Annotated in this window: 18 protein-coding genes; 11 read left to right on the top strand and 7 right to left on the bottom strand. The window is 61.8% G+C overall.

Going from position 1 to position 19,269, the window contains the following annotated elements; genetic code table 11:
* Nucleotides 1–28: 28 nt before the first annotated feature.
* The 9 genes from B8746_RS12855 (at nt 29) to B8746_RS12815 (ending at nt 9,979) form a co-directional block, all read left to right on the top strand.
* Complete coding sequence (locus tag B8746_RS12855) at nt 29–1,258, top strand: bifunctional alpha/beta hydrolase/OsmC family protein (RefSeq protein ID WP_084394049.1); 1,230 nt, start codon at nt 29–31, stop codon at nt 1,256–1,258.
* A 139-nt stretch (nt 1,259–1,397) separates the two neighbouring features.
* Nucleotides 1,398–2,942 carry a Do family serine endopeptidase gene (locus tag B8746_RS12850; protein ID WP_084394048.1) on the top strand — a complete coding sequence of 515 codons (1,545 nt, stop codon included), beginning with the start codon at nt 1,398–1,400 and terminating at the stop codon, nt 2,940–2,942.
* 21 nt (nt 2,943–2,963) lie between these two features.
* Complete coding sequence (locus B8746_RS12845; RefSeq protein ID WP_084394248.1) at nt 2,964–3,638, top strand: response regulator transcription factor; 675 nt, start codon at nt 2,964–2,966, stop codon at nt 3,636–3,638.
* A complete protein-coding gene (locus tag B8746_RS12840) occupies nt 3,635–5,038 on the top strand; it encodes a sensor histidine kinase (RefSeq protein ID WP_084394047.1) in 1,404 nt (467 codons plus the stop codon). The genes B8746_RS12845 and B8746_RS12840 overlap by 4 nt, the downstream gene beginning before the upstream one ends.
* Nucleotides 5,039–5,047: 9 nt before the next feature.
* A complete protein-coding gene (locus B8746_RS12835; RefSeq protein WP_084394046.1) occupies nt 5,048–7,777 on the top strand; it encodes a bifunctional [glutamine synthetase] adenylyltransferase/[glutamine synthetase]-adenylyl-L-tyrosine phosphorylase in 2,730 nt (909 codons plus the stop codon).
* A gap of 45 nt (nt 7,778–7,822) precedes the next feature.
* Complete coding sequence (locus B8746_RS12830) at nt 7,823–8,353, top strand: EF-hand domain-containing protein (RefSeq protein WP_084394045.1); 531 nt, start codon at nt 7,823–7,825, stop codon at nt 8,351–8,353.
* Between the two features lie 81 nt (nt 8,354–8,434).
* Nucleotides 8,435–8,977: a sigma-70 family RNA polymerase sigma factor gene (locus tag B8746_RS12825; protein WP_084394044.1), complete on the top strand. Its 543-nt coding sequence runs from the start codon at nt 8,435–8,437 to the stop codon at nt 8,975–8,977.
* Nucleotides 8,974–9,444, top strand: a complete 471-nt coding sequence (locus B8746_RS12820) for a hypothetical protein (protein ID WP_084394043.1) — start codon at nt 8,974–8,976, stop codon at nt 9,442–9,444. Before B8746_RS12825 ends, B8746_RS12820 begins: the two co-directional genes overlap by 4 nt.
* Nucleotides 9,445–9,448: 4 nt before the next feature.
* Nucleotides 9,449–9,979: a periplasmic heavy metal sensor gene (locus tag B8746_RS12815; protein ID WP_084394042.1), complete on the top strand. Its 531-nt coding sequence runs from the start codon at nt 9,449–9,451 to the stop codon at nt 9,977–9,979.
* On the opposite strand, the gene B8746_RS12810 is transcribed toward B8746_RS12815, so the two are convergent.
* The 7 genes from B8746_RS12810 to B8746_RS12780 form a co-directional block, all read right to left on the bottom strand.
* Entirely contained in the window at nt 9,976–10,374 is a 399-nt protein-coding gene (locus tag B8746_RS12810) for a GFA family protein (RefSeq protein WP_084394041.1), read from the bottom strand. The two genes, B8746_RS12815 and B8746_RS12810, sit on opposite strands and share 4 nt — an antisense overlap.
* Nucleotides 10,375–10,378: 4 nt before the next feature.
* Entirely contained in the window at nt 10,379–11,812 is a 1,434-nt protein-coding gene (locus B8746_RS12805; RefSeq protein WP_084394040.1) for an amidase, read from the bottom strand.
* A gap of 72 nt (nt 11,813–11,884) precedes the next feature.
* Nucleotides 11,885–12,286 (bottom strand): metallopeptidase family protein, encoded by a 402-nt coding sequence (locus tag B8746_RS12800; RefSeq protein WP_233124257.1) that lies wholly within the window; start codon nt 12,284–12,286, stop codon nt 11,885–11,887.
* On the bottom strand, nt 12,286–12,762 hold the full coding sequence (locus tag B8746_RS12795) for a YbjN domain-containing protein (protein WP_158084630.1): 477 nt from the start codon (nt 12,760–12,762) through the stop codon (nt 12,286–12,288). Before B8746_RS12795 ends, B8746_RS12800 begins: the two co-directional genes overlap by 1 nt.
* Nucleotides 12,763–12,842: 80 nt before the next feature.
* Nucleotides 12,843–13,796, bottom strand: coding sequence for an endonuclease/exonuclease/phosphatase family protein (locus B8746_RS12790; protein ID WP_158084629.1), 954 nt, complete (start codon nt 13,794–13,796; stop codon nt 12,843–12,845).
* 49 nt (nt 13,797–13,845) lie between these two features.
* On the bottom strand, nt 13,846–16,002 hold the full coding sequence (gene scpA / locus B8746_RS12785; RefSeq protein WP_084394037.1) for a methylmalonyl-CoA mutase: 2,157 nt from the start codon (nt 16,000–16,002) through the stop codon (nt 13,846–13,848).
* Entirely contained in the window at nt 15,999–17,939 is a 1,941-nt protein-coding gene (locus B8746_RS12780; protein WP_084394036.1) for a methylmalonyl-CoA mutase family protein, read from the bottom strand. Before B8746_RS12780 ends, scpA begins: the two co-directional genes overlap by 4 nt.
* Before the next feature lie 190 nt (nt 17,940–18,129).
* Here B8746_RS12780 and B8746_RS17000 point away from each other — a divergent pair, with 190 nt between their 5' ends.
* Together B8746_RS17000 and B8746_RS12770 are read left to right on the top strand one after the other, a co-directional pair.
* Nucleotides 18,130–18,441 carry a hypothetical protein gene (locus B8746_RS17000; protein WP_143434593.1) on the top strand — a complete coding sequence of 104 codons (312 nt, stop codon included), beginning with the start codon at nt 18,130–18,132 and terminating at the stop codon, nt 18,439–18,441.
* A gap of 226 nt (nt 18,442–18,667) precedes the next feature.
* Nucleotides 18,668–19,267 (top strand): hypothetical protein, encoded by a 600-nt coding sequence (locus B8746_RS12770; RefSeq protein WP_084394034.1) that lies wholly within the window; start codon nt 18,668–18,670, stop codon nt 19,265–19,267.
* Nucleotides 19,268–19,269 lie beyond the last annotated feature (2 nt).

The following is a 19,269-nucleotide window of genomic DNA, read 5'->3' as shown; positions in this document are numbered from 1 at the left end:
GGGAACGGCACGCAACCGAGGTCGTACGATGGTGAAGTCCTCCACTGTGAAATTTGCCGGCGCTCATGGGTATCAGCTTGCTGGGCGCCTCGACATTCCCGTTGGTCCCCCACTGGGATGGGCGCTGTTTGCGCACTGTTTTACCTGTTCCAAACAGTCCAGGGCCGCTCTGCGCGTTTCGAAGGGGCTCGCGGAAAGGGGCATTGGTGTGCTGCGGTTCGACTTCACTGGACTTGGCGAGTCCGATGGCGATTTCGAGACAACCGATTTCTCCGGCAATGTCGCCGATCTTGTCGCGGCCGCAAAATGGATGCAGGAGACCGGCAGATCGCCGTCACTTCTGGCAGGACACTCTCTTGGCGGAGCCGCCGTCATTGTCGCTGCCCGTGAAATTGAGGGCCTCAAAGCGGTTGCCACGATCAATGCGCCGTCTGACGCCGGCCATGTAATTCATCAGTTCTCCGATGATCTTGAAACGATCGAATCGGAGGGGACTGCGGAGATTCATCTTGCCGGGCGCCCTTTCAGGATCACGAAGGAATTTGTCGACGATGTTCGCGACGCGCGGGTAGCGGCAGCGGTTCGTGACCTCGATCTTCCGCTGCTCGTCCTGCATGGCCCCCGCGATGAAGTCGTCGGCATTGAGAACGCGTCGGCATTGTTTACGTCGGCGCGCCATCCCAAGAACTTTATCAGCCTGGACGGTGCCGACCATTTTCTCCGTCGCCCGGAAGATAGCGCTTTCGCAGCATCAATGATTGCCGCATGGGCTGGCCATTACATGTCGGACTCATCCCAGCCTGCCCCCGTCGAAGGCGTAGCCCGGATGCACGAAGTGATTGTTCGCGAGACCGGCGAGGCGAGCCGGTTCCAGAATGAGGTTTTTGTCGATGGGCGCCGGTACCTGATTGACGAGCCCCAAAGTGTTGGGGGTTCGAACACTGGTCCGACACCGTATGACCTGCTGGCTGCTGCCTTGGGCGGATGCACATCAATGACGCTGCGCATGTATGCCGACCGGAAGAAGTGGCCGCTGGACCGCGTGACGGTCCGGTTGGGGCATCGCAAGGTGCACGCAGACGATTGTGAAACTTGCGATAAATCCGACCGGATCGATGAATTTTCGCGTGTGCTGGAAATTGAAGGCGAGCTCGATGCAGAGCAGGTTGAGCGGCTTGTCGAGATTGCGGACCGGTGCCCGGTGCACCGCACACTTGAGCATGGCGTGATCGTGAAAACGGCGCTTGAAGGCCAGTAGCGTCAGAAAGTTCAATAAATTCGGTGGTCTGCCTCACTCATGTCTAAATGATGTTTAATGCATGAATTTGCTGGCAGTATCCTAGCTTCGACCACACTATCTATCTGCCAACACAGTTATTGGAGGAGAGTAGATCGAGATGAAAGCGTTTGGTTTTTCAAAACAGGCCCTGATTGCAGCTCTGGCAGGAGCAGGCGTGACCGGGGCGATTGTGTACGCGCCTCAGACTTTCCAGCAGGCCGACGCCAAACAGCCGATCACCATTGAACCCCCGATGGGCGCGCCCATGAGCTTTGCCGACTTGATCGAGGAGGTCAGCCCCGCCGTGGTCAGCGTAAACGTCGTTTCAGAACGCGAAGTTAGCGGGATGAACGACATGGAGGAGTTCTTCGAACGTTTCCGCGGCCTGCCGGGCTTTGACGATTATATGCGTGAACGCGAGCAGGAAGGCGGGCAGGGCGAGCAGGACACGCCCCGCACCCGTGAGGCTCGTTCGCTCGGTTCCGGTTTCTTCATCTCGGACGAAGGCTACATCGTCACCAACAATCACGTCATTGATGGCGCGACCGAGATCGAGGTCGTTCTGGAAGATGGCCGTGAACTTGAGGCCGAACTGGTCGGCACGGATCCGCAGACCGATCTTGCCGTGATCAAGGTCGTGCAGCCAGGTTCCTATCCCTATGTCGAATTCGAGAGCGACACCGAGCTTCGCCGCGGCGACTGGGTGGTGGCGCTCGGCAACCCGTTTGGTCTTGGCGGCACCGCGACAGCAGGCATTCTCTCGGCGGATGGCCGGGAGCTTGGTGGCGACAGCCCCTATACCGACTTCCTCCAGATCGATGCTGCCATCAACCGCGGAAATTCGGGTGGTCCGACCTTTGACCTGCAGGGCCGTGTTGTCGGCGTGAACACCGCGATCTTCTCGCCGACCGGCGGGTCGGTCGGTATCGGTTTCGCCATTCCGGCAGAGCTTGCCATCGACGTGACCAACGCGCTCATCAAGGACGGCAAGGTTTCGCGCGGCTGGCTCGGTGTGACCATTCAGGACGTGACCAAGGACATGGCCGAAGCCCAGGGCCTCGATGAGGCGCGCGGTGCCATCATCGCCGATGTGAACGAGCAGAGCCCAGCCAAGAAGGCCGGCCTGCGCCGCGGCGATGTCATCCTGTCTGTCAACGGCAAGGACGCAACTGATGCGACCTCCGTAACCCGGATGGTCGGAAGCCTTATGGCCGGATCCAGCAATGATTTCATGGTCTTGCGTGATGGCAAGCGGCAGCGCATCAGCGTGACCGTCGGTGAACGGCCGGCCAATCCGAACGCGCTGGTGGCAACCGGCTCGACCACACCGGGTTCGGACAGTTCCGAAGCTGAAGAAGGGCCGCTTGGCGTGAGCCTGCTGCCTCTCGACAATGCAACAAGGTCCGCCATGGGCCTTGATGCCGATGAAGCCGGCCTCCTGGTCGGCAAGATCGAAAATGACAGCCCACTGCGCGAGACAATCGTGCGGCCGGGATCGGTCATACTTTCTGCGGGCGGGGCTCCGTTGAAATCTGTCGCTGACCTGTCGGCAGCGATCGAAGATGCGAAGTCAAAGGGGCGTGGCAACTTGCTTCTGGCGGTGCGGAACGGACAACAGACATTGTTCGTTACCGTCTCGATAGAAGAGTCTACCGAAGACTGAGAGTAGAGAGGAGATCCCATGATGCGGGTCCTGGTAATTGAAGACGATCGCGAGCATGCGACATTCATCAACAAGGTCCTGTCGGAGGCCGGTCACGATGTTGAGACCGCCTATGACGGCGCCAACGGCCTTGCGCTTGCGCGAGACGGTGAATTCGATGCGATGGTCGTTGACCGGATGCTGCCTGAAAAGGACGGGCTGAAGCTCGTCGAGGAGTATCGCACCGGCGGCGGACAGACGCCGGCCCTGTTCCTGTCAGCGCTGTCCGATGTGGAAAACCGCGTCGAGGGCCTGAAGGTTGGCGCCGATGACTATCTGGCCAAGCCGTTTGCCCCGGCTGAACTGGCGGCGCGCGTGGAAGCGCTCGGTCGTCGCCAGGTCAAGGATGAGCCGCCGGTCACCAAGCTGAAGGTCGGCGACCTTGAAATGGACCTGCTTGCCCGCAAGGTCTGGCGAGCCGGTCAGAAGATCGACCTGCAGCCGCGTGAATTCCGGCTGCTTGAATTCCTCATGCGCCATGCCGGTCAGGTCGTGACCCGCACCATGTTGCTTGAGAAGGTCTGGGACTATCATTTCGACCCCCAGACCAATGTCATTGACGTGCACGTTTCACGACTTCGCGCGAAAATAGACAAGGATTTCGACGAACCACTACTTCAAACGGTGCGCGGCGCGGGTTACTGCCTACAGGCATGAAGTCTGGCCCCTTTGCGTTTGTTCGAACGACAACGTTCCGACTTGCGCTCGTCTACTCAGTCCTCTTCGGACTGTTTTCATTCCTGCTGCTCGCCTATCTCTTTCAGGCGACGGTCGGCTCTCTGCGTGCAGAGGCCGACCAGCGGCTTGATGCGGAAATGCGGGCGCTGGGCCTGGCCTACAATGCCGGCGGCATGGAACGGCTCGAACAGTCAGTGATCGAGAGGGCGCTCGTTTCGGGCGCCCCTTTTCGTTACCAGCTGGAAACCCCAGAGGGTGAGCGGATCATTGGCGACTTTCCATACCTTCCGGTCTCACCGCCTGATACGGTCGGCGAAGTCAGCATGGTCAGCCTTTCCATTGAAATGCCGCGCGGCGAGGGCACGTCCAGCGTCACCGAGGCAGAAGGACGGATCGTCCGGCTGGCCAATGGCAACGTGCTTTTAGTCGCGATTGAAACCGGTGAGCGCGGGCGGATTGTACGACGGATCACCCAGGCTGTGACGACCGCAGCGCCCATCGGCATTCTGCTGGCCCTCATTGGCGGCGTCTTCATCTCGCGATACGCGGCCCGGCGCGCTGAACAGCTTACACGCACGACAGAGGCCATCGTCGCGGGCGATCTCTCCGTGCGCGCGCCTGTTGCCGGATCGGGCGACGAGTTTGACCGGCTCGCCCAGCACCTCAATACCATGCTGGAGCGTCTGGAACGGCTGATGGCGAGTACGCGCCATGCCGGCGACGCCATTGCGCACGACCTACGATCTCCTCTTTCACGCCTGCGTAACCGGCTCGAGGGCGCGCTCATTTCTCCGATGACTGAAGAATCGGCCCGTGAGACGCTGGAGAGTACTGTGGTGGAGGTCGACAATGTGCTGCAAACCTTCAACGCCATTCTCCGTCTCTCGCGTCTCGATGCCGGCGCGGAAGGCCGGATGATCAAGTTCGATATCCATGACCTGATGTCGGAAATGGCGGACCTTTACGAACCGGCCTGCGAGTTCGCGGGGTTGAACTTTGTCAGCGATGTCGGGACTGGCCTTGCAGTTCTGGGCGACCGGGAACTTATCGCGCAGGCGGTCTCGAACCTGCTCGATAACGCTGTGAAATACACGCCGCAGGGCGGTACGATCCGGTTTTCGGTGCGCCGTGGCCCGAACGGTATTGCCATTACCGTCGCGGATGATGGTCCGGGCATTCCCGAACATCAGCGCGAACACGCCAAGGAGCGTTTCTTCCGCCTCGACAGTGCCCGCACACAGCCAGGGTCTGGCCTGGGACTCGCGCTCGCCGATGCGGTGGCTGAACTCCACAAGGGACACCTCGATTTGCTGTGGACAGAACCGCCTCCGAATGCGCGTGGCCTGAAAGCGGTTCTCACCCTGCCTCGGGACCGCTAAGACGGGTCGATGATCGAAATCACCTCACTCGCGACCAGCGAGGCGGAAGCCTTTCAAACTGGTTCTGAAATTGCCCCATATCTCGCGAGGGCTGCTCGCCGGGCCCCGCGCGCCATTGAAATCCTGAACACCGATGGTGCCGCCGCATTGCACGCCTGGTCCCTGGATCAAGCCCGTGCCGCTGCCGGGCTCGAAACCATCGATGAAGTGATGACAGCTCTCCGCCAGGCCAAGCTTGCCAATCATATTGCCGTGGCGGCGCTCGACCTCGCCCAGCGTGCGGCGCTGATCGAGATTACCGGCCATCTGACAGAGTTCGCTGATGTTGCCGTCGAATCGGCTCTTCAGGCCGCGCTGAAAGCGCGTGGCCTGTCCGGGGATGGCATCTTCCTGATTGCGCTCGGCAAGATGGGGGCGTTCGAACTCAATTATTCCTCTGACATAGATATGGCCGCTTTTTACGATCCGGACGTATTCGATGGGGGAAAGCTCGCTGCATCGGAAGCCGCCTCGCGCGTCGTGCGTGACGCGATGAAGATCCTGCAGGAGAATACCGGTGACGGCTATGTGTTCCGCACCGATCTGCGCCTGCGCCCGGACCCCAGCTCCACTCCGCTTGCCGTCTCTACGCAAATGGCCTCGATCTATTATGAGAGCGTCGGCCAGAACTGGGAGCGCATGGTCTGGATAAAGGCGCGCATCTGCGCCGGTGACCGGGGTGCAGCGGAGAAGTTTCTCGAAGTGCTCGAGCCTTTCGTCTGGCGCCGGCACATGGACTATTGGGCCATTGCGGACGTCCAGGCGATCAAGAGGATGATCAACGCCAAGGCTGGCAGTTCGGACATGGACGATGCGGCCGCTGACCTGAAACTCGGGCCGGGCGGCATTCGCGAGGTAGAATTCTTCGTTCAGACCCAGCAGATCATCATGGGCGGGCGAAATGACGCCCTGCGCAGCCGCAAGACGCTGAACGGCCTTCATGCGCTGGTCGCGCTCGGTGCCGTGGACGGGCAGGTGGGCACAGATCTTGAGCAGGCTTACATCCAGCTGCGCGGGGTAGAGCATCGTATCCAGATGCTTGAGGACGAGCAGACCCATAGCCTTCCGCAGGACGAGGCCACACGCCTGAAAGTCGCGCGGCTGTGCGGCGTGGACGATCTCAAAGCGTTTGACAAGGGGATTGCCGAGACACGCCGCGTTGTCAGCCAGCATTATCGCGATCTCTTTGCCGAAGAAGAACGCAAGGCCGAATGGGCAGCCAAGGGCAATCTCGTCTTTACCGGTGTCGATGATGATCCGGGAACGGTTGAAACGCTCGCTTCGCTCGGCTTTTCCGAACCCTCGCGGGTCATTTCGGCGATCGGTAACTGGCACCGCGGCAAGACGCCGGCCACACGTACGGAGCGCGGCCGGGGGCTGCTCACCGCGCTTCTACCTGATCTCCTCAATGCAATGAGCCGGACGGGTGAGCCCGACATGGCCTTCAACCGCTTCAGCCGTTTCTTCGAAGGGTTACGGTCGGGCGTGCAGACTCTCTCCATGCTGCTGGCCGAGACCACACTGCTCGAAGACCTTGTGACAACGCTTGCCATTGCACCGCGCCTTTCGGACACGCTAGCACGCCGGCCGGGACTGCTGGAGGCGCTGATCTCGCAGGCCGGGCAGGAATATCCGCCAGCGCTGAGCCGGGATGCCGATTTCGAGACGCAGATGGACGAAGTGCGCCAATGGCAGAATGAGCGGGCGTTCCTTATCGGCCACCGGCTGCTGCATTCGCGACTTCCAGCGCCGCAGGCCGCCCTGGCATGGAGCGATCTCGCCGACGCCTGTATCTCGCTCATGGCGGACGCCGCTGCGATCGAGACCGCGCGCAAGTATGGGCCGCAGCCCGGCCATTGGGTGGTGGGCGCCCTCGGAAAGCTCGGCGGCAAGGAACTGACGGCTGGCTCCGACCTCGACCTCATCATTGTTTATGAACCCTCTGAAGATGGCGCTGAAAACGCGCCTTTCTGGTTCGCCAAGTTTGCCCAGCGGCTGATCACGGCCCTCTCTGCCGAAACGGCGGAGGGGCGTCTATACGAAGTCGACATGCGGTTGCGGCCATCGGGGCGCGCAGGCCCTGTGGCGGTGTCAGTATCCGCCTTTGACCGCTACCAGCATGACGAAGCCTGGACGTGGGAGCTGATGGCCCTGACGCGCTTGCGCATCGTCGCCGGCGAGGTCGCGCTTGGCGAGCAGGTTTTGGAGATTGCGCGGCATGCGATCGTGAACCGTCCAGATGAAGCCGCCTGCCGGTTCGACATCCTGGACATGCGCCAGCGGCTCTGGCGGGAGCGTCCGCCGCGCGGGGACTGGGACATCAAGCTGGCGGATGGCGGGCTGGTCGATCTGGAGTTCATTCTGCAGCAGGAAATGCTCCTCTCCGGCAATGAAGCGAGCGTTATTCCCACTGTGCGCGACGCGATAGACCGGCTCGCTGAAACAGGTGCGCTGAGCGAAGAGGATGCCGGGACGCTGACCTCGGCCTTCCAGTTCATGCAATGCCTGCAACAGATCCAGCGACTTGCTGTTGGGGCGGAACTGACGGCGGAGAACTTCTCCCGCGGCCTCAAGAGACGGCTTGCCATGGCAACGAGTTGTGAAAATTTCTCACAGCTGGAATCGCGATATGTCGCTGTAACCAAAGCAGTTTCGTCTATCAGGTGCAAAAAGATCGGACCGCTGGCGACGGAAAGCTGACACCTCCTCGTTCCACTTAGTGGGGCAACCAAAGAGGTACTGAAAATGAAAATAGTCACACTTGCAGCGATCATCGCCAGCACCGCAACCCTTGGCGTAACCGGACTCGCAATGGCGCAGGGCGAACCCGATCAGGACCGCAAGTCCCGGATGATCGAACGGTTCGACACCAATGGCGACGGCGCCATTTCCAAAGCGGAAGTCGATGCCATGAAGGCCGAGCGCGAGACCCGGAAAGCCGAAAAGTTTGCCGAGGCCGACACAAATGGCGATGGCGGCCTGACAATGGCTGAGCTGGAAGCGTTCCGGAAAGTCGAACGCGAACGCCGCATGGAGCAGCGCAAGCAACGCATGTTCGAGCGTGCGGACGCTGATGATAATGGCATGATTTCGCTTGCCGAATTTGAAATGGCACGCAGCCATCATGGTCGACGCGGCGGCGGCGAGGGTGACATGTTCACCCGCCTCGACGCGAATGAGGATGGCCTGATCACAGCTGACGAACTGGAAGCGATGAAGGGACATCGCGGAAAACGCGGATGGCGTCATCATCGCGGTGGTGGCTCCGAGAACTGATCCGGACTGACGCGTAAGGCCGGAGCAGGACATGCAGTTTTCCACTCTCGCATCCTGCTCCGGCTTCGCTAAAGTGACCGCGTGTCTGTCATCAGTGAAACCGACCAGATCGCGCGCGCCGCTGCCGGAGACCGGATGGCACAGGCCGCGCTTGTCAATCGCCACATGCCGGTCGTCTGGCGTGTGGCCTATCGTATGCTGAAGGACAGGGAAGAGGCAGAAGACGTGACGCAGGAGACCTTTCTGAGAGCCTGGAAAATGCTTCCGGACTGGCAGGACCGGGCAAAATTCTCCACTTGGGCCTGCACCGTCGCCATCAATCTGTGCCGCGACAAGCTCAAAAAGCGTGCGCCAGTCCTGATGGATGAGCTGCCGGAACACGAGGATAGCGGGCTGAAACCGGACCAGGCCCTGTCCCAGAAACAGGCCGGTGAAAGGATTTCAGCCCTGATCGATGCGCTGCCCGACCGACAGAAAGAGGCGCTCACGCTTTGCGCCTTTGAAGGAATGGGCAATATTGAGGCGGCGGAATCGATGGGGATAAGCGTTGAAGCTCTTGAGAGCCTGCTTTCACGGGCCCGCAGGAAGCTGAGAGACCAACTTGCAGAGGTACAGGAGGCATGAAGAATATGACAATGACTGATGAGCGCCTTCTGGATCTGATCGAAACCTATGGCGCCGAGCCGATGGGCTGGCCGGAGGCGGAACGCGACGCTGCCCTGGCACATCTTTCGGCCAATCGTGTCCAGTTCGAGCCCGCCTTGCGGGATGCGCGGCTGATTGATGGTATTCTCGCGATCGACGAGATGCCGGACGTTCCATCAGGACTGGCTGAGCGGATCCTCGCAGTAGCGCCGCAGGCTGGCGCCAGCCGCCGCGGCATTGGTGCCCGGCTGCGGTCGATCATCATGCCGAACGGTGCCAGATGGCCGGCAGGGGCGGCCCTTGCGAGCCTCGCCATGGGACTTGTCGGTGGCTACGCGACTGCGGCCACATCGAGTGACCTTTACCCTTCAACCGAAGAAACGGTCGTCTATGCGGCGCTGGGTTATGACGGTCTCTCCAATTTCCTGGAAGAGGTAGACGGTTAGGCGCATGAAGAAGTTTTCCGCTCTCACCATCGCGCTGATCGTTTCGCTGATCGCCAATGCGCTCCTGATCGGACTGTTCGCGGGCTCCATGCTCGGCAAGCCGAAACATGACGACCGCGGCCCGGGCCGGGGCGATCCGGATTTCATGATCGCACGCGGCATTAAGAGCGTGGTTCCGGAAACCGAACGCCAGCAGGTCCGTCAGGCCTTCCGGGAAGCCATTGCCGAATCGAAAGAGCTGATCGATGCAAAACGCGACGCGCAGCGGCGTCTTCGTCAGGCCATGGTCGCAACGCCGTTTGATCGCGAGGCCGTCGACCAGGCCTTTGCCGACATTCGCACGGCTGACATAGCACTCAATGAACGCTTCCAGGCTTCATTGTCCGATGCGCTCGCAGATCTCGACGAGAGCGAGCGCGAAGCGCTCGGCGTCTGGCTGGAAGACATGGAAAAGCGCTTCGAGAGGCGTCGGTCTCGCAAAGATCGCGACCGGGACGGACGGCGAGGGCCGCCACCTCCGCCGCCAGAAGACTAGTCTCTGGACTTGTGCGCCAGTGCGCCGGCATTGGCTTCCCAGTTCTGACCATCAAATTCTTCAATCCGGGCTGAGAGCGACTGCCAGTCGTCGAGGCAGCGCCAGGTTACGGCAAATCCGTCGGGATTGGAGCGGGGAACGTAGAAGCTCTTGATGCCGCACACCTTGCAGAAGAGGTGGCGGGCTTTGCGCGAATTGAAGCGATACTCGGTCAGCAAGTCCCCGCCATTCAGCAGCCTGAACCGACTAGCAGGGACGATGATATGGTCATTGCCGCTCATCGCGCAGATCGAGCAGTTGCAATCCTCAACCTCGACATGATCGGGAAGGTCCGTCTCGAAGCGCACGGCGCCGCAGTGACAGCCGCCCTGATAGGTCGAAAGTGCGTCAGGCATCACATTATCCGAACCAGATTGGTGCGTGCCGGCCGGCCCATGGCGCTGCACGCTCAAGCTGACCTGCAATCGCATAGAGAAGGTCTTCACGGCCAAGGCGGGCGCCGAACATCATGCCGAGGGGCAGTCCGGCCCGGGTCATGTGCAGCGGCAAGGAAATCGCCGGCCATCCCGCTTGATTGAAGACGGGACACCAGGGCGCGAAGCTGGTGACGGCCTCGCCATACGCATCAAAATCTGACGGGTCGAGGCTGAGGACGCCGAGCTCAACGGGCGGGCGAGAAAGCGTCGGAGCGAGCAGCAGGTCATATTGGCCCGCATCCATGAAGGCCTCGAGCGCCCATGCCGCCTCGGTGAAAGCTGAGTTGGTCTTGACCAGTTCGCCCATGGGGACTGTGCGTCCAAGTTCGATGAAGCGCTGGCTGACCGGTTCGAAATCGTCGGGGCCGATCTTTCGGCCGAGCGTGGCTTCGCGTTCGTCGGCAATGGCAGCCATGGCTGACGAGACGATCATCATCATGCCCTTGCCGAGAGCTTCTCCATCGAGCTGGGGCGACGCTTCTTCGACTGTATGACCGAGCTCGCGTAGCAGTGTCGTCGTGCGCTCAAGACCGGCCTGCGCCTCTTCATCGGGGCGCACCCCATTTGGCGCGGTGGTCCACAGGGCGATCTTCAGCGGCTTCGGATCTGTCTGTGCGGCTTGAAGGAAGGTGGTCGGCGGCGGCGGGGCGATGTAGCGGGCGCCCGGCTCCTGGCCGTGTGTGGCGTCGAGGAGCGCCGCACTGTCGCGCACGCTGTGGGAGACGCAGTGATTGGTCGAGAGACCGAACCAGTTTTCGCTGAGCGGTGGACCCATGGGGACCCGCCCGCGCGACGGCTTCAGTCCGACCAGCCCGGTGCACGCTGCCGGGATGCGGATCGAACCGCCACCATCGCTTGCATGGGCCATGGGAATGACACCTGCGGAAACACAGGCCGACGCGCCGCCGGACGAGCCGCCCGATGTGTGGTCGGTATTCCATGGATTCCGCGTCTTTCCGTAGAGCGCGCTCTCGGTGGACGTGGTCAGGCCGAATTCGGGGCTGGTCGTCTGGGCAAAGATCACAAGGCCCGCCTTGCGATAGCGCTCGGTCAGCGTTGCATCTTCGGTCGCTACATTGTCCCTGAAGGCGCGCGAGCCGTTGGTCATTGGCTGGCCCTTCAGCTTCACGCCAAGGTCCTTGGTTGCAAACGGTACGCCCTTGAAGGGCCCATCTGCGAGGCCGTTCTTCAGTTGCTCGCGGGCAGGGCCTTCGAAGAAGCGGGTAAAGCAATTGACCTTGTCCTGCGCGGCCGCGCCGGCTTCCAGCGCTGCGTCGAGCAATTCCTCGGCAGAGACCTCGCGCTTCGCCACCAGCTCGGCCAGTCCCATCGCGTCGTATTCTCCAAAGCCCTTCACCGTCACCTCCCAATCATTTTGTCTGGAGATGTTATTCCGCTGCCTCCGCACGGGCGCAAGGCGCTTCCTGCGTCAATCTGCGTCCAGCAGTGCGTGCATCTCTTCATCCGACCAGCCGAAATGGTGGCCAAGTTCGTGGATGACGACATGCTCGATCAGTTCGGTCAGCGTGACGTCCGGCCGGGTTTCGAGCTCTGCCAGCAGTGGCAGGCGATAGAGAAAGATGCGCGGGCTGTCGGGGACCGGAAAAGTCACGCTGTCATGGATAAGCGGAATGCCCTGATAGAGGCCCGTCAGCTCGAGCGGATCGGTGATGCCGAAATGGTCGAGCACTTCGCGGTCGGCATAATCCTGGGCGTGAATGACAATGCGACCTGCGGCTCGCCTGAACCCTTCCGGCAGGCCCTGATAGGCCGCTTCGGCCATCTCCTGGAACTGCTCCAGGTCCGGTTCACGCGACGCCCCTGCAGCCACTATTGTGCGTCTGCCGTCCAGTGATTGATGTAGCTGGACAGGATTTCCTCGAAGCGTGCAAAATCGGTCGCGTCGAGACTGGCCTCACTGGAAATGTCGACGACGTAATCAATGCCGACAATATCATTGCCATCATCGCCCGGCACGACAAAGGCGCGCCCGAATGGGAAACTGTCATTGTAGCCGTTCGTCTTCATCAGCGTTGCTTCATCGGCCGCACTGCCGAGGTCAAAGGTCGCAAACATCATCGCGTAGTTGCAGAAACCGTTTTCATCGCAGCCGCCGAGCCGCACCGTCATGTTGATATCGCCGATCTGTGCGTCAATCGTATGGGCATCTTCGCCGACTGCCGTGGACGCTGAAAGGTTTGCGCCATAGTCGGCGAGGAGGTCTTCAGCCTGGCTTGGCGTGATGGGTTTCGCGGCGGCGGCCAGTCCGATGATGGTTGTGGCAGCGAGAAGGAATGCTGTTTTCATGTTTCGATCCCCGAATCTGTTCAAGCGAATCTCTGCTTTAACTGTTGCTGGTGAATGCAGCATGACCGCCGCACACCTGTTCAGTGTTCAGGCGTCAGAGACATCATGAATGTGGCATAGCGATGATCAGAGCCGAGATTCATGCCGACCGTGTGATCCGAGCAGACGAGCCCGCCCCGGCAGAAGGCGAGGTCTATGGGAATGGTCAGGAAGCGGGGAATACCGGGCGTGTCCATGACATCATCGATGTTCACGCGCCCCGGCCATGTGCCCACCGCGCGGTGATTGGCGAGCTGGAAGCCGAGATCGTCCTGCATGCGTTTTCCGATCCGTCCCCACGGCGCTGAATTGAAATCGCCGAGGACCAGCAGCGGCCCGGTCTCCTTCGCGAGCATCCTTTCCAGCGCTTCATAGTGCAGCATCTGCGCATTGGGCGGACGGAAGGGCCAGGGCCGCGTGAAGTGTGCGACGATTACGGTGACCTGTCCCATCGGCGTTTCGAGCTGCGCGCGTAGCGTCGCCGGTTCGAATTCGCGCTTGCGGACCTGATAATTGGTGATCGGGTATTTCGAGAACAGGCGCAGGCGGGCCCAGCTATCATCCCGGTCGCGGGCCACGGCGACGTGCGGCCAGGTCTGGCGCAGGCGCGCTTCATGCGGCCCGATCATGTCGTCGCGGACCTCGACGAGGGCGATGATATCCGGCTGTTCGCGCTCGACGGTTGCCACGATGCGGTCGATGACAATGTTTTCGACGTAGATATTGTGCTGGTACACTTTCAGCTGTGGCGCATCGGCGGCACCATGCACTGGAGGATCCTGGATGAGGGGGGCGCCGGCGACGAGGCCACACAGGGCAGCGACGCCGAAGATGCCGTGACGCGCGCTGGCCCCGGCAATGATCAGAATGATCAGGATGATTGGCGCTGCGACCAGCAACCAGATCGATGGCAGCAGGAATTGTGACAGCACGTCGAGAAACCAGTGCTGGCGGGAGAACAGCGCACCCAGCACCGCCATGATCGAACAGATCACCAGGCCATCCGTGGCCAGAGCCAGTCCCCCCCGAACACGCCCCATAGATTTATTCGGCCGCCGAATTGACCGGATCGTCCTGCAGCGCTTCCAGCATGGAGCGGGCCGCATCGGCGATCACCGTGCCCGGTGGGAAGATGGCAGAAGCACCGGCGGTGCGCAGCGCGTCGAAATCGCCCGGCGGGATCACGCCGCCGACCATGATGCGCGTATTCACGGCGCCTTCATTGCCGAGGGCGCGTTTCAGTTCAGGCACGAGGGTGAGATGGCCTGCCGCGAGCGAGGACGCGGCGACAATATCGACATTGGCTTCACGGGCGCTCCTGGCAGCTTCTTCCGGTGTCTGGAAGAGAGGGCCGATTTCAACATCCCAGCCGAGGTCCATCAGGGCAGAGGCGACGACTTTCTGGCCGCGGTCATGCCCGTCCTGACCCATTTTTGCGATATAGATCCGGGGCTTGCGGCCGTGACGCGTCTCGAAGGTCTGAGCGAGGTCGCGGGCTTCGGCAGCCTTGTCGTCCTTGCCGATGGAGCCGCCATAAACGCCCTTGATGGAGCGGATAACGGCCTGGTGGCGGCCCTGGCTGCGTTCAACCGCTTCGGAGATTTCGCCGACGGTCGCCTTGGCGCGCGCGGCATCAACGGCGAGGGCGAGGAGGTTGCCTTTTCCGCTCTCTGCAGCAGCAGCAATCGCGTCGAGCCTGGCATCGACTTCGGACTGGTCCCGGTCGGCCTTGAGGCGGGCGAGCTTGTCGAGCTGCATGCGGCGGACGGTGGCATTGTCGACCTTCAGGACCGGCACGTCCTCATCCTGGTCGAGCAGGAACTTGTTGACGCCGACGACGGTCTGTTCGCCGCTGTCGATGCGGGCCTGCGTGCGGGCAGCGGCTTCCTCGATACGCAGCTTCGGCACGCCTTCCTCGATGGCCTTGCGCATGCCGCCGAGTTTCTCGACTTCCTCGATATGCTCCAGGGCCTTGGCAGCAAGATCGTGGGTCAGGCGCTCGACATAGTAGGAGCCACCCCATGGGTCGATGGTCTGGCACGCGCCGCCTTCCTGCTGCAGGAAAAGCTGCGTGTTGCGCGAGATGCGGGCGGAGAAGTCGGTCGGCAGGGCGAGCGCTTCGTCGAAGCTGTTGGTGTGCAGCGACTGGGTCTGGCCGCCGACGGCCGCGATGCCTTCGAGGCAGGTGCGGATAACGTTATTGTAGACGTCCTGCGCGGTGAGTGACCAGCCGGAGGTTTGCGAGTGCGTTCGCAGGGAGAGCGATTTCGGGTTCTTCGGCGAGAACTCTTTCTCCACCAGTTTCGCCCAGAGAAGGCGCGCGGCGCGCATCTTGGCGACTTCCATGAAGGTATTCATGCCGATCGCCCAGAAGAAGGAAAGGCGCGGCGCAAACTTGTCGACATCGAGACCCGCAGCAACGCCGGCGCGAATGTATTCAATGCCGTCGGCGAGCGTGTAGGCAAGCTCGAGGTCCGCCGTCGCGCCAGCCTCCTGCATGTGATAGCCGGAGATCGAGATCGAATTATATTTCGGCATGTTTTCAGACGTGTAGGCGAAGATGTCTGAAATGATCCGCATGCTCGGCTTGGGCGGATAGATATAGGTGTTCCGGACCATGAACTCCTTGAGGATGTCGTTCTGGATGGTCCCGGCGAGCTTGTCTGGCGACACGCCCTGTTCCTCGGCCGCCGCAATATAGAGCGCGAGGATTGGCAGGACGGCGCCATTCATCGTCATCGACACTGACATCTGGTCGAGCGGGATGCCCGAGAACAGCGTGCGCATGTCGTAGATCGAGTCGATGGCAACGCCCGCCATGCCGACATCGCCTGTCACGCGAACATGGTCGCTGTCATATCCCCTGTGGGTTGCAAGATCGAATGCGACGGAGAGGCCTTTCTGACCGGCTGCGAGGTTGCGGCGGTAGAAGGCGTTGGAGTCCTCGGCGGTCGAGAAACCGGCATATTGCCGGATGGTCCAGGGCCGCTGGGTGTACATGGTCGGATAGGGGCCACGGCCAAACGGCGCGAGGCCGGGGAAGTCATCGAGGAAATCGAGACCGGCTGTGTCGGCAGCAGAGTACGCGGTAGCGAGATCGATGCCTTCGGGCGTGTCCAGCGTGCGCTTGCGGGATCCGGATAGCGCCTTCGCATGCGGCGTTCCGAGGTCGAGTTTCGTAAAATCGGGCAAGGTGGTCATTTGGCAACTCCCAGTTCGGCCTGTGCCAGCTCAAGGACCTCGACCGCGTCGCAGCCCATGAAGATGTTGGTGTCACTGTAGGCAGCTTCGAACTTGCCGGCGATGAAGACGCGTTGGGCGCCGGCCTTCTTCAGCGCGCGAGCCGCGTCGGCGGCTTTGGTTTCATAGCGCTTGTCGCTGCCGCAGATGACGGCGATGTGGCAGCCAGAGGCCTTGAACCCGGCGGCGATGTCGTCTGCGGTTTCCGGAAGCGACGGGGCTTCCTTGCCCTCGATGCCGCCGGCGGCGAACAGGTTGCGGGCAAAGTCGACGCGGGCATTGTGCTCAGCGAGGGGCCCAAGCGTTGCGATGAAGACGGCGGGGCGTATGCCTTTTGCCGTTTCGTGGGCATTGGCGCGGTCACGCAAGGCTTCGAAGTCGCGGGCAAGATGAATGGGCTCGAGCGGTTCGGCGGTTGTGTCTGCGCCGTCTTTCTCGGGCAGGTCTTTCAGGAAGCTGTGCAGGCCCTCGCTCGAGACCGATGTCGCCGAGCTTTCAAAGCCAGTTTCGGCCACGGGCGCATCATCCGCGTCGAGGAGCGGGAATTCGCTGACGCCGGTTATGGGCACCTTGCGCTTTGCTATGGATGTGAAGCGGGCTTCGCGCATGTCGGCGATGCGGCCCTGCAGCTTGCCGTCGATGAGGCTCTGGACGAGGCCGCCCTCGGCTTCGATGGCCTGGAATTCCTTCCACGCAGCGCTGGCAAGATCATCCGCCAGCGTCTCCTCGAACCATGAGCCGCCAGCCGGGTCGGCAATGCGGCCGAGGCGGGACTCTTCCATGGCGATGATCTGTGTGTTGCGCGCTGTGCGGCGGCCAAGCTCTTCGGGAATGCCGAGCGCTTCATTGAAAGCGCGGACGGTCACGATGTCGGCGCCGCCGACGGAGCCTGCAAAGCAGGCGGCGGTGTTGCGGAGCATGTTGGTCCAGGCGTCGTAGCGCGTCAGCATACGGGCCGAGCTGACGGCCTGAAGTTTCATCGGCTCCACGTCGAGATCCATGGCGTCCAGCACACGGGCCCAGAGGCGGCGCGCGGCGCGGAGCTTAGCGATCTCCAGCCCGTAATTGGCGCCGGTGGCGACGGTAAAAACGGTCTGCGCCGGGAAGGCGTTGACGTCATAGCTGGCCTTGTCGAGGCGGCGCATCGTATCGACAGCATGGGCGATCAGCACGCCCAGTTCCTGGGCTTCCGATCCGCCCGCTTCATGGACGGCGCGGGCATCGACGCGGAGCGTGGTCGACTTGGGATAACGCAGGCAGAGAAGGCGAGAGAGTTCGGCGGTGCGCACGAAGGCGGCATCGATGCCACCCTCGACATGGCCGGTTCGCATGAGGAGGCCGATCGGGTCTATGTTGAAGGCGAATTTGAGCTTTTCGGACGCGCCATTCTCCTCACCCCAGAGCGCGAGCAGTCCGGCAATGGACGTGCCCGAACCCTTGCCACGATGATCAAGCGCGATAGTCGCGATGTCGGCTTGAACGCCGTTGAGAGCCGCGGCGAGCGTGGCGCCGTCATGGATTGCGACGCCATCCTTGCCGGTGCAATCAACAGCAATCTCAACAGAAGCGACGCCGCGCTCAAGATCTCTCAGGATCTCGGCATTGGTCTCGGAAGGGTCGGGATGGGTGAAGGTCTGGCGGATGTCCCAGGGCAGGAAGGCGTCCGGTTCCGCGCTTGCTCCGCGCAAGTAAGGGGCTGTTCCCGGCGCGCCGAGTGGGTCGGTCGAGCTTGGGAAGTCGCTTTCGCGATAGAGCGGGCGAATGGAGATGCCATCATCGCTCTGACGGGTAATTCTCTCAATGCCGCCGCCTTTCAGCGCCTTCTCAACTTCGGCCAGCCACTGGGCCTCCGTGGCGTCTTCGAAACCGGCGCTCAGGGAAAGAAAACTGTCTGCCATCTACCTATCCGTACCTCGTCATTCTTGTAGCGTATAGGGTTCGACTTGACGTGAACGTCAAGCCTTGCCGTGGCGAAATGAGTGAGGCGATTTGTTGCACGTCCTGGCCCGTCGGGACCGGGGGTTGACGACTCGCATGCTATAGTGTGCAAATGAGAGGCATTCGCATCAATGGATCAAGGAGTTCGATATGGCGTATCCTGGCAATGAGTGGGCGATGAGGTCATCGGGCGCGCCAGACATGGCAGCCGGCAGTCCGGCCTCCGCTGGGGTGCGGAATAATGTCATGGGCCGTCACCGTTGCAGGACCACGCCAGCTGGCGGCGATGGGCTGAGCGCCGACAAGGCCCAGCTTCTGGGCTGGATCGAGAGCCAGTGCAGCGTCACGCAGGTCTGGCTCGACAGGCTCATTGCGGCAGGCGACCCTGACGACATGGTGAGCCTCATTCACCGTCAGGCGGCGTGGCTGCAGCTGGTCCGCGAAAGGCTGGACAGACACTGAAATCTCCGGCGGAAATGTCCGCGTCCATCCGGCGATTCTGACAGGCCGATTCCGGGCCGATTGTGGGCCGATCACAGGCCGATAAAGGTCCGGTGGCGAGCCAGAGTAGAGCCGGGCGACGAAGATGGCGGACAATCCGGACGCCATCCCGCGATAATCGCGGGCGACTATTGAGCCTAGCCCATTTCGCCCAGACCGGGCACCTGCGCCGCTATGATCAAGGCTCATGAAGAGGCGCGCCGACATTACAGACATGCCGCCGGGCCGTGTCCTGACCTTGCTGGCATTCCATGCAGCCCTGTCGAGCGGGCTCTCATTTGCAAAGGCCGCGAAGAAGGCAAGGATCGCCGAGAGTACGGGCAAGCTCTGGGCTGAGCGCCTGCGGTTTCAGAGGAGCGACCTTGCCGCCGAGACGCCGCAGATGCGGATCGAGCGGCTGAATGGCTGGTCGCTGGCCTTGAACGGGTTAGGTCGGCTGGAAGAGGCGGCAGCGTGCGAAGCCGAGGCGCGTCGGGTGGGCCGTATGCTCGATCGGCTGGCCGCGCTGGAGGCGGATGCGAGGCCGGGTGACGATGCGGCGAGCCGTGTCGGTGTCTTTCTTGCGCGGGTCGGCCCGGACCCGTGGACGTCATGGGAGACGGTGATGGCCTATTTCGCCGGGCTGCGCGCGCTCGGTGCGGAGCTCGCGCCGGACGGGAAGGCCACCTGGCCGGACGGCATGCCGGATGGTGTGGATGTGCCGGACTGGTTGCCCGAAGCGCCATGGTCCGTCTTTGACGAGAAAGGCTGGGAGGAGGAGGTCGGCGGTGCGATCCGCCTGCTCTGATC

The sequence above is a fragment of the Henriciella pelagia genome (assembly GCF_002088945.1).
Lineage (GTDB): Bacteria > Pseudomonadota > Alphaproteobacteria > Caulobacterales > Hyphomonadaceae > Henriciella > Henriciella pelagia.
The sequence above is the reverse complement of the archived record's forward strand: the minus strand, read 5'-3'. Positions and strand labels throughout refer to the sequence as shown.

Excerpts from the sequence above, each read along its gene's own strand:
- B8746_RS12830 (WP_084394045.1), top strand. The coding sequence starts at position 7,823 with ATGAAAATAGTCACACTTGCAGCGATCATCGCCAGCACCGCAACCCTT.
- B8746_RS12840 (WP_084394047.1), top strand. The coding sequence starts at position 3,635 with ATGAAGTCTGGCCCCTTTGCGTTTGTTCGAACGACAACGTTCCGACTT.
- B8746_RS12850 (WP_084394048.1), top strand. The coding sequence starts at position 1,398 with ATGAAAGCGTTTGGTTTTTCAAAACAGGCCCTGATTGCAGCTCTGGCA.
- B8746_RS12835 (WP_084394046.1), top strand. The coding sequence starts at position 5,048 with ATGATCGAAATCACCTCACTCGCGACCAGCGAGGCGGAAGCCTTTCAA.
- B8746_RS17000 (WP_143434593.1), top strand. The coding sequence starts at position 18,130 with ATGGCGTATCCTGGCAATGAGTGGGCGATGAGGTCATCGGGCGCGCCA.
- B8746_RS12855 (WP_084394049.1), top strand. The coding sequence starts at position 29 with ATGGTGAAGTCCTCCACTGTGAAATTTGCCGGCGCTCATGGGTATCAG.
- B8746_RS12810 (WP_084394041.1), bottom strand. The coding sequence starts at position 10,374 with ATGCCTGACGCACTTTCGACCTATCAGGGCGGCTGTCACTGCGGCGCC.
- B8746_RS12845 (WP_084394248.1), top strand. The coding sequence starts at position 2,964 with ATGCGGGTCCTGGTAATTGAAGACGATCGCGAGCATGCGACATTCATC.
- B8746_RS12815 (WP_084394042.1), top strand. The coding sequence starts at position 9,449 with ATGAAGAAGTTTTCCGCTCTCACCATCGCGCTGATCGTTTCGCTGATC.
- B8746_RS12780 (WP_084394036.1), bottom strand. The coding sequence starts at position 17,939 with ATGGCAGACAGTTTTCTTTCCCTGAGCGCCGGTTTCGAAGACGCCACG.
- scpA (WP_084394037.1), bottom strand. The coding sequence starts at position 16,002 with ATGACCACCTTGCCCGATTTTACGAAACTCGACCTCGGAACGCCGCAT.
- B8746_RS12795 (WP_158084630.1), bottom strand. The coding sequence starts at position 12,762 with ATGAAAACAGCATTCCTTCTCGCTGCCACAACCATCATCGGACTGGCC.
- B8746_RS12770 (WP_084394034.1), top strand. The coding sequence starts at position 18,668 with ATGAAGAGGCGCGCCGACATTACAGACATGCCGCCGGGCCGTGTCCTG.
- B8746_RS12820 (WP_084394043.1), top strand. The coding sequence starts at position 8,974 with ATGAAGAATATGACAATGACTGATGAGCGCCTTCTGGATCTGATCGAA.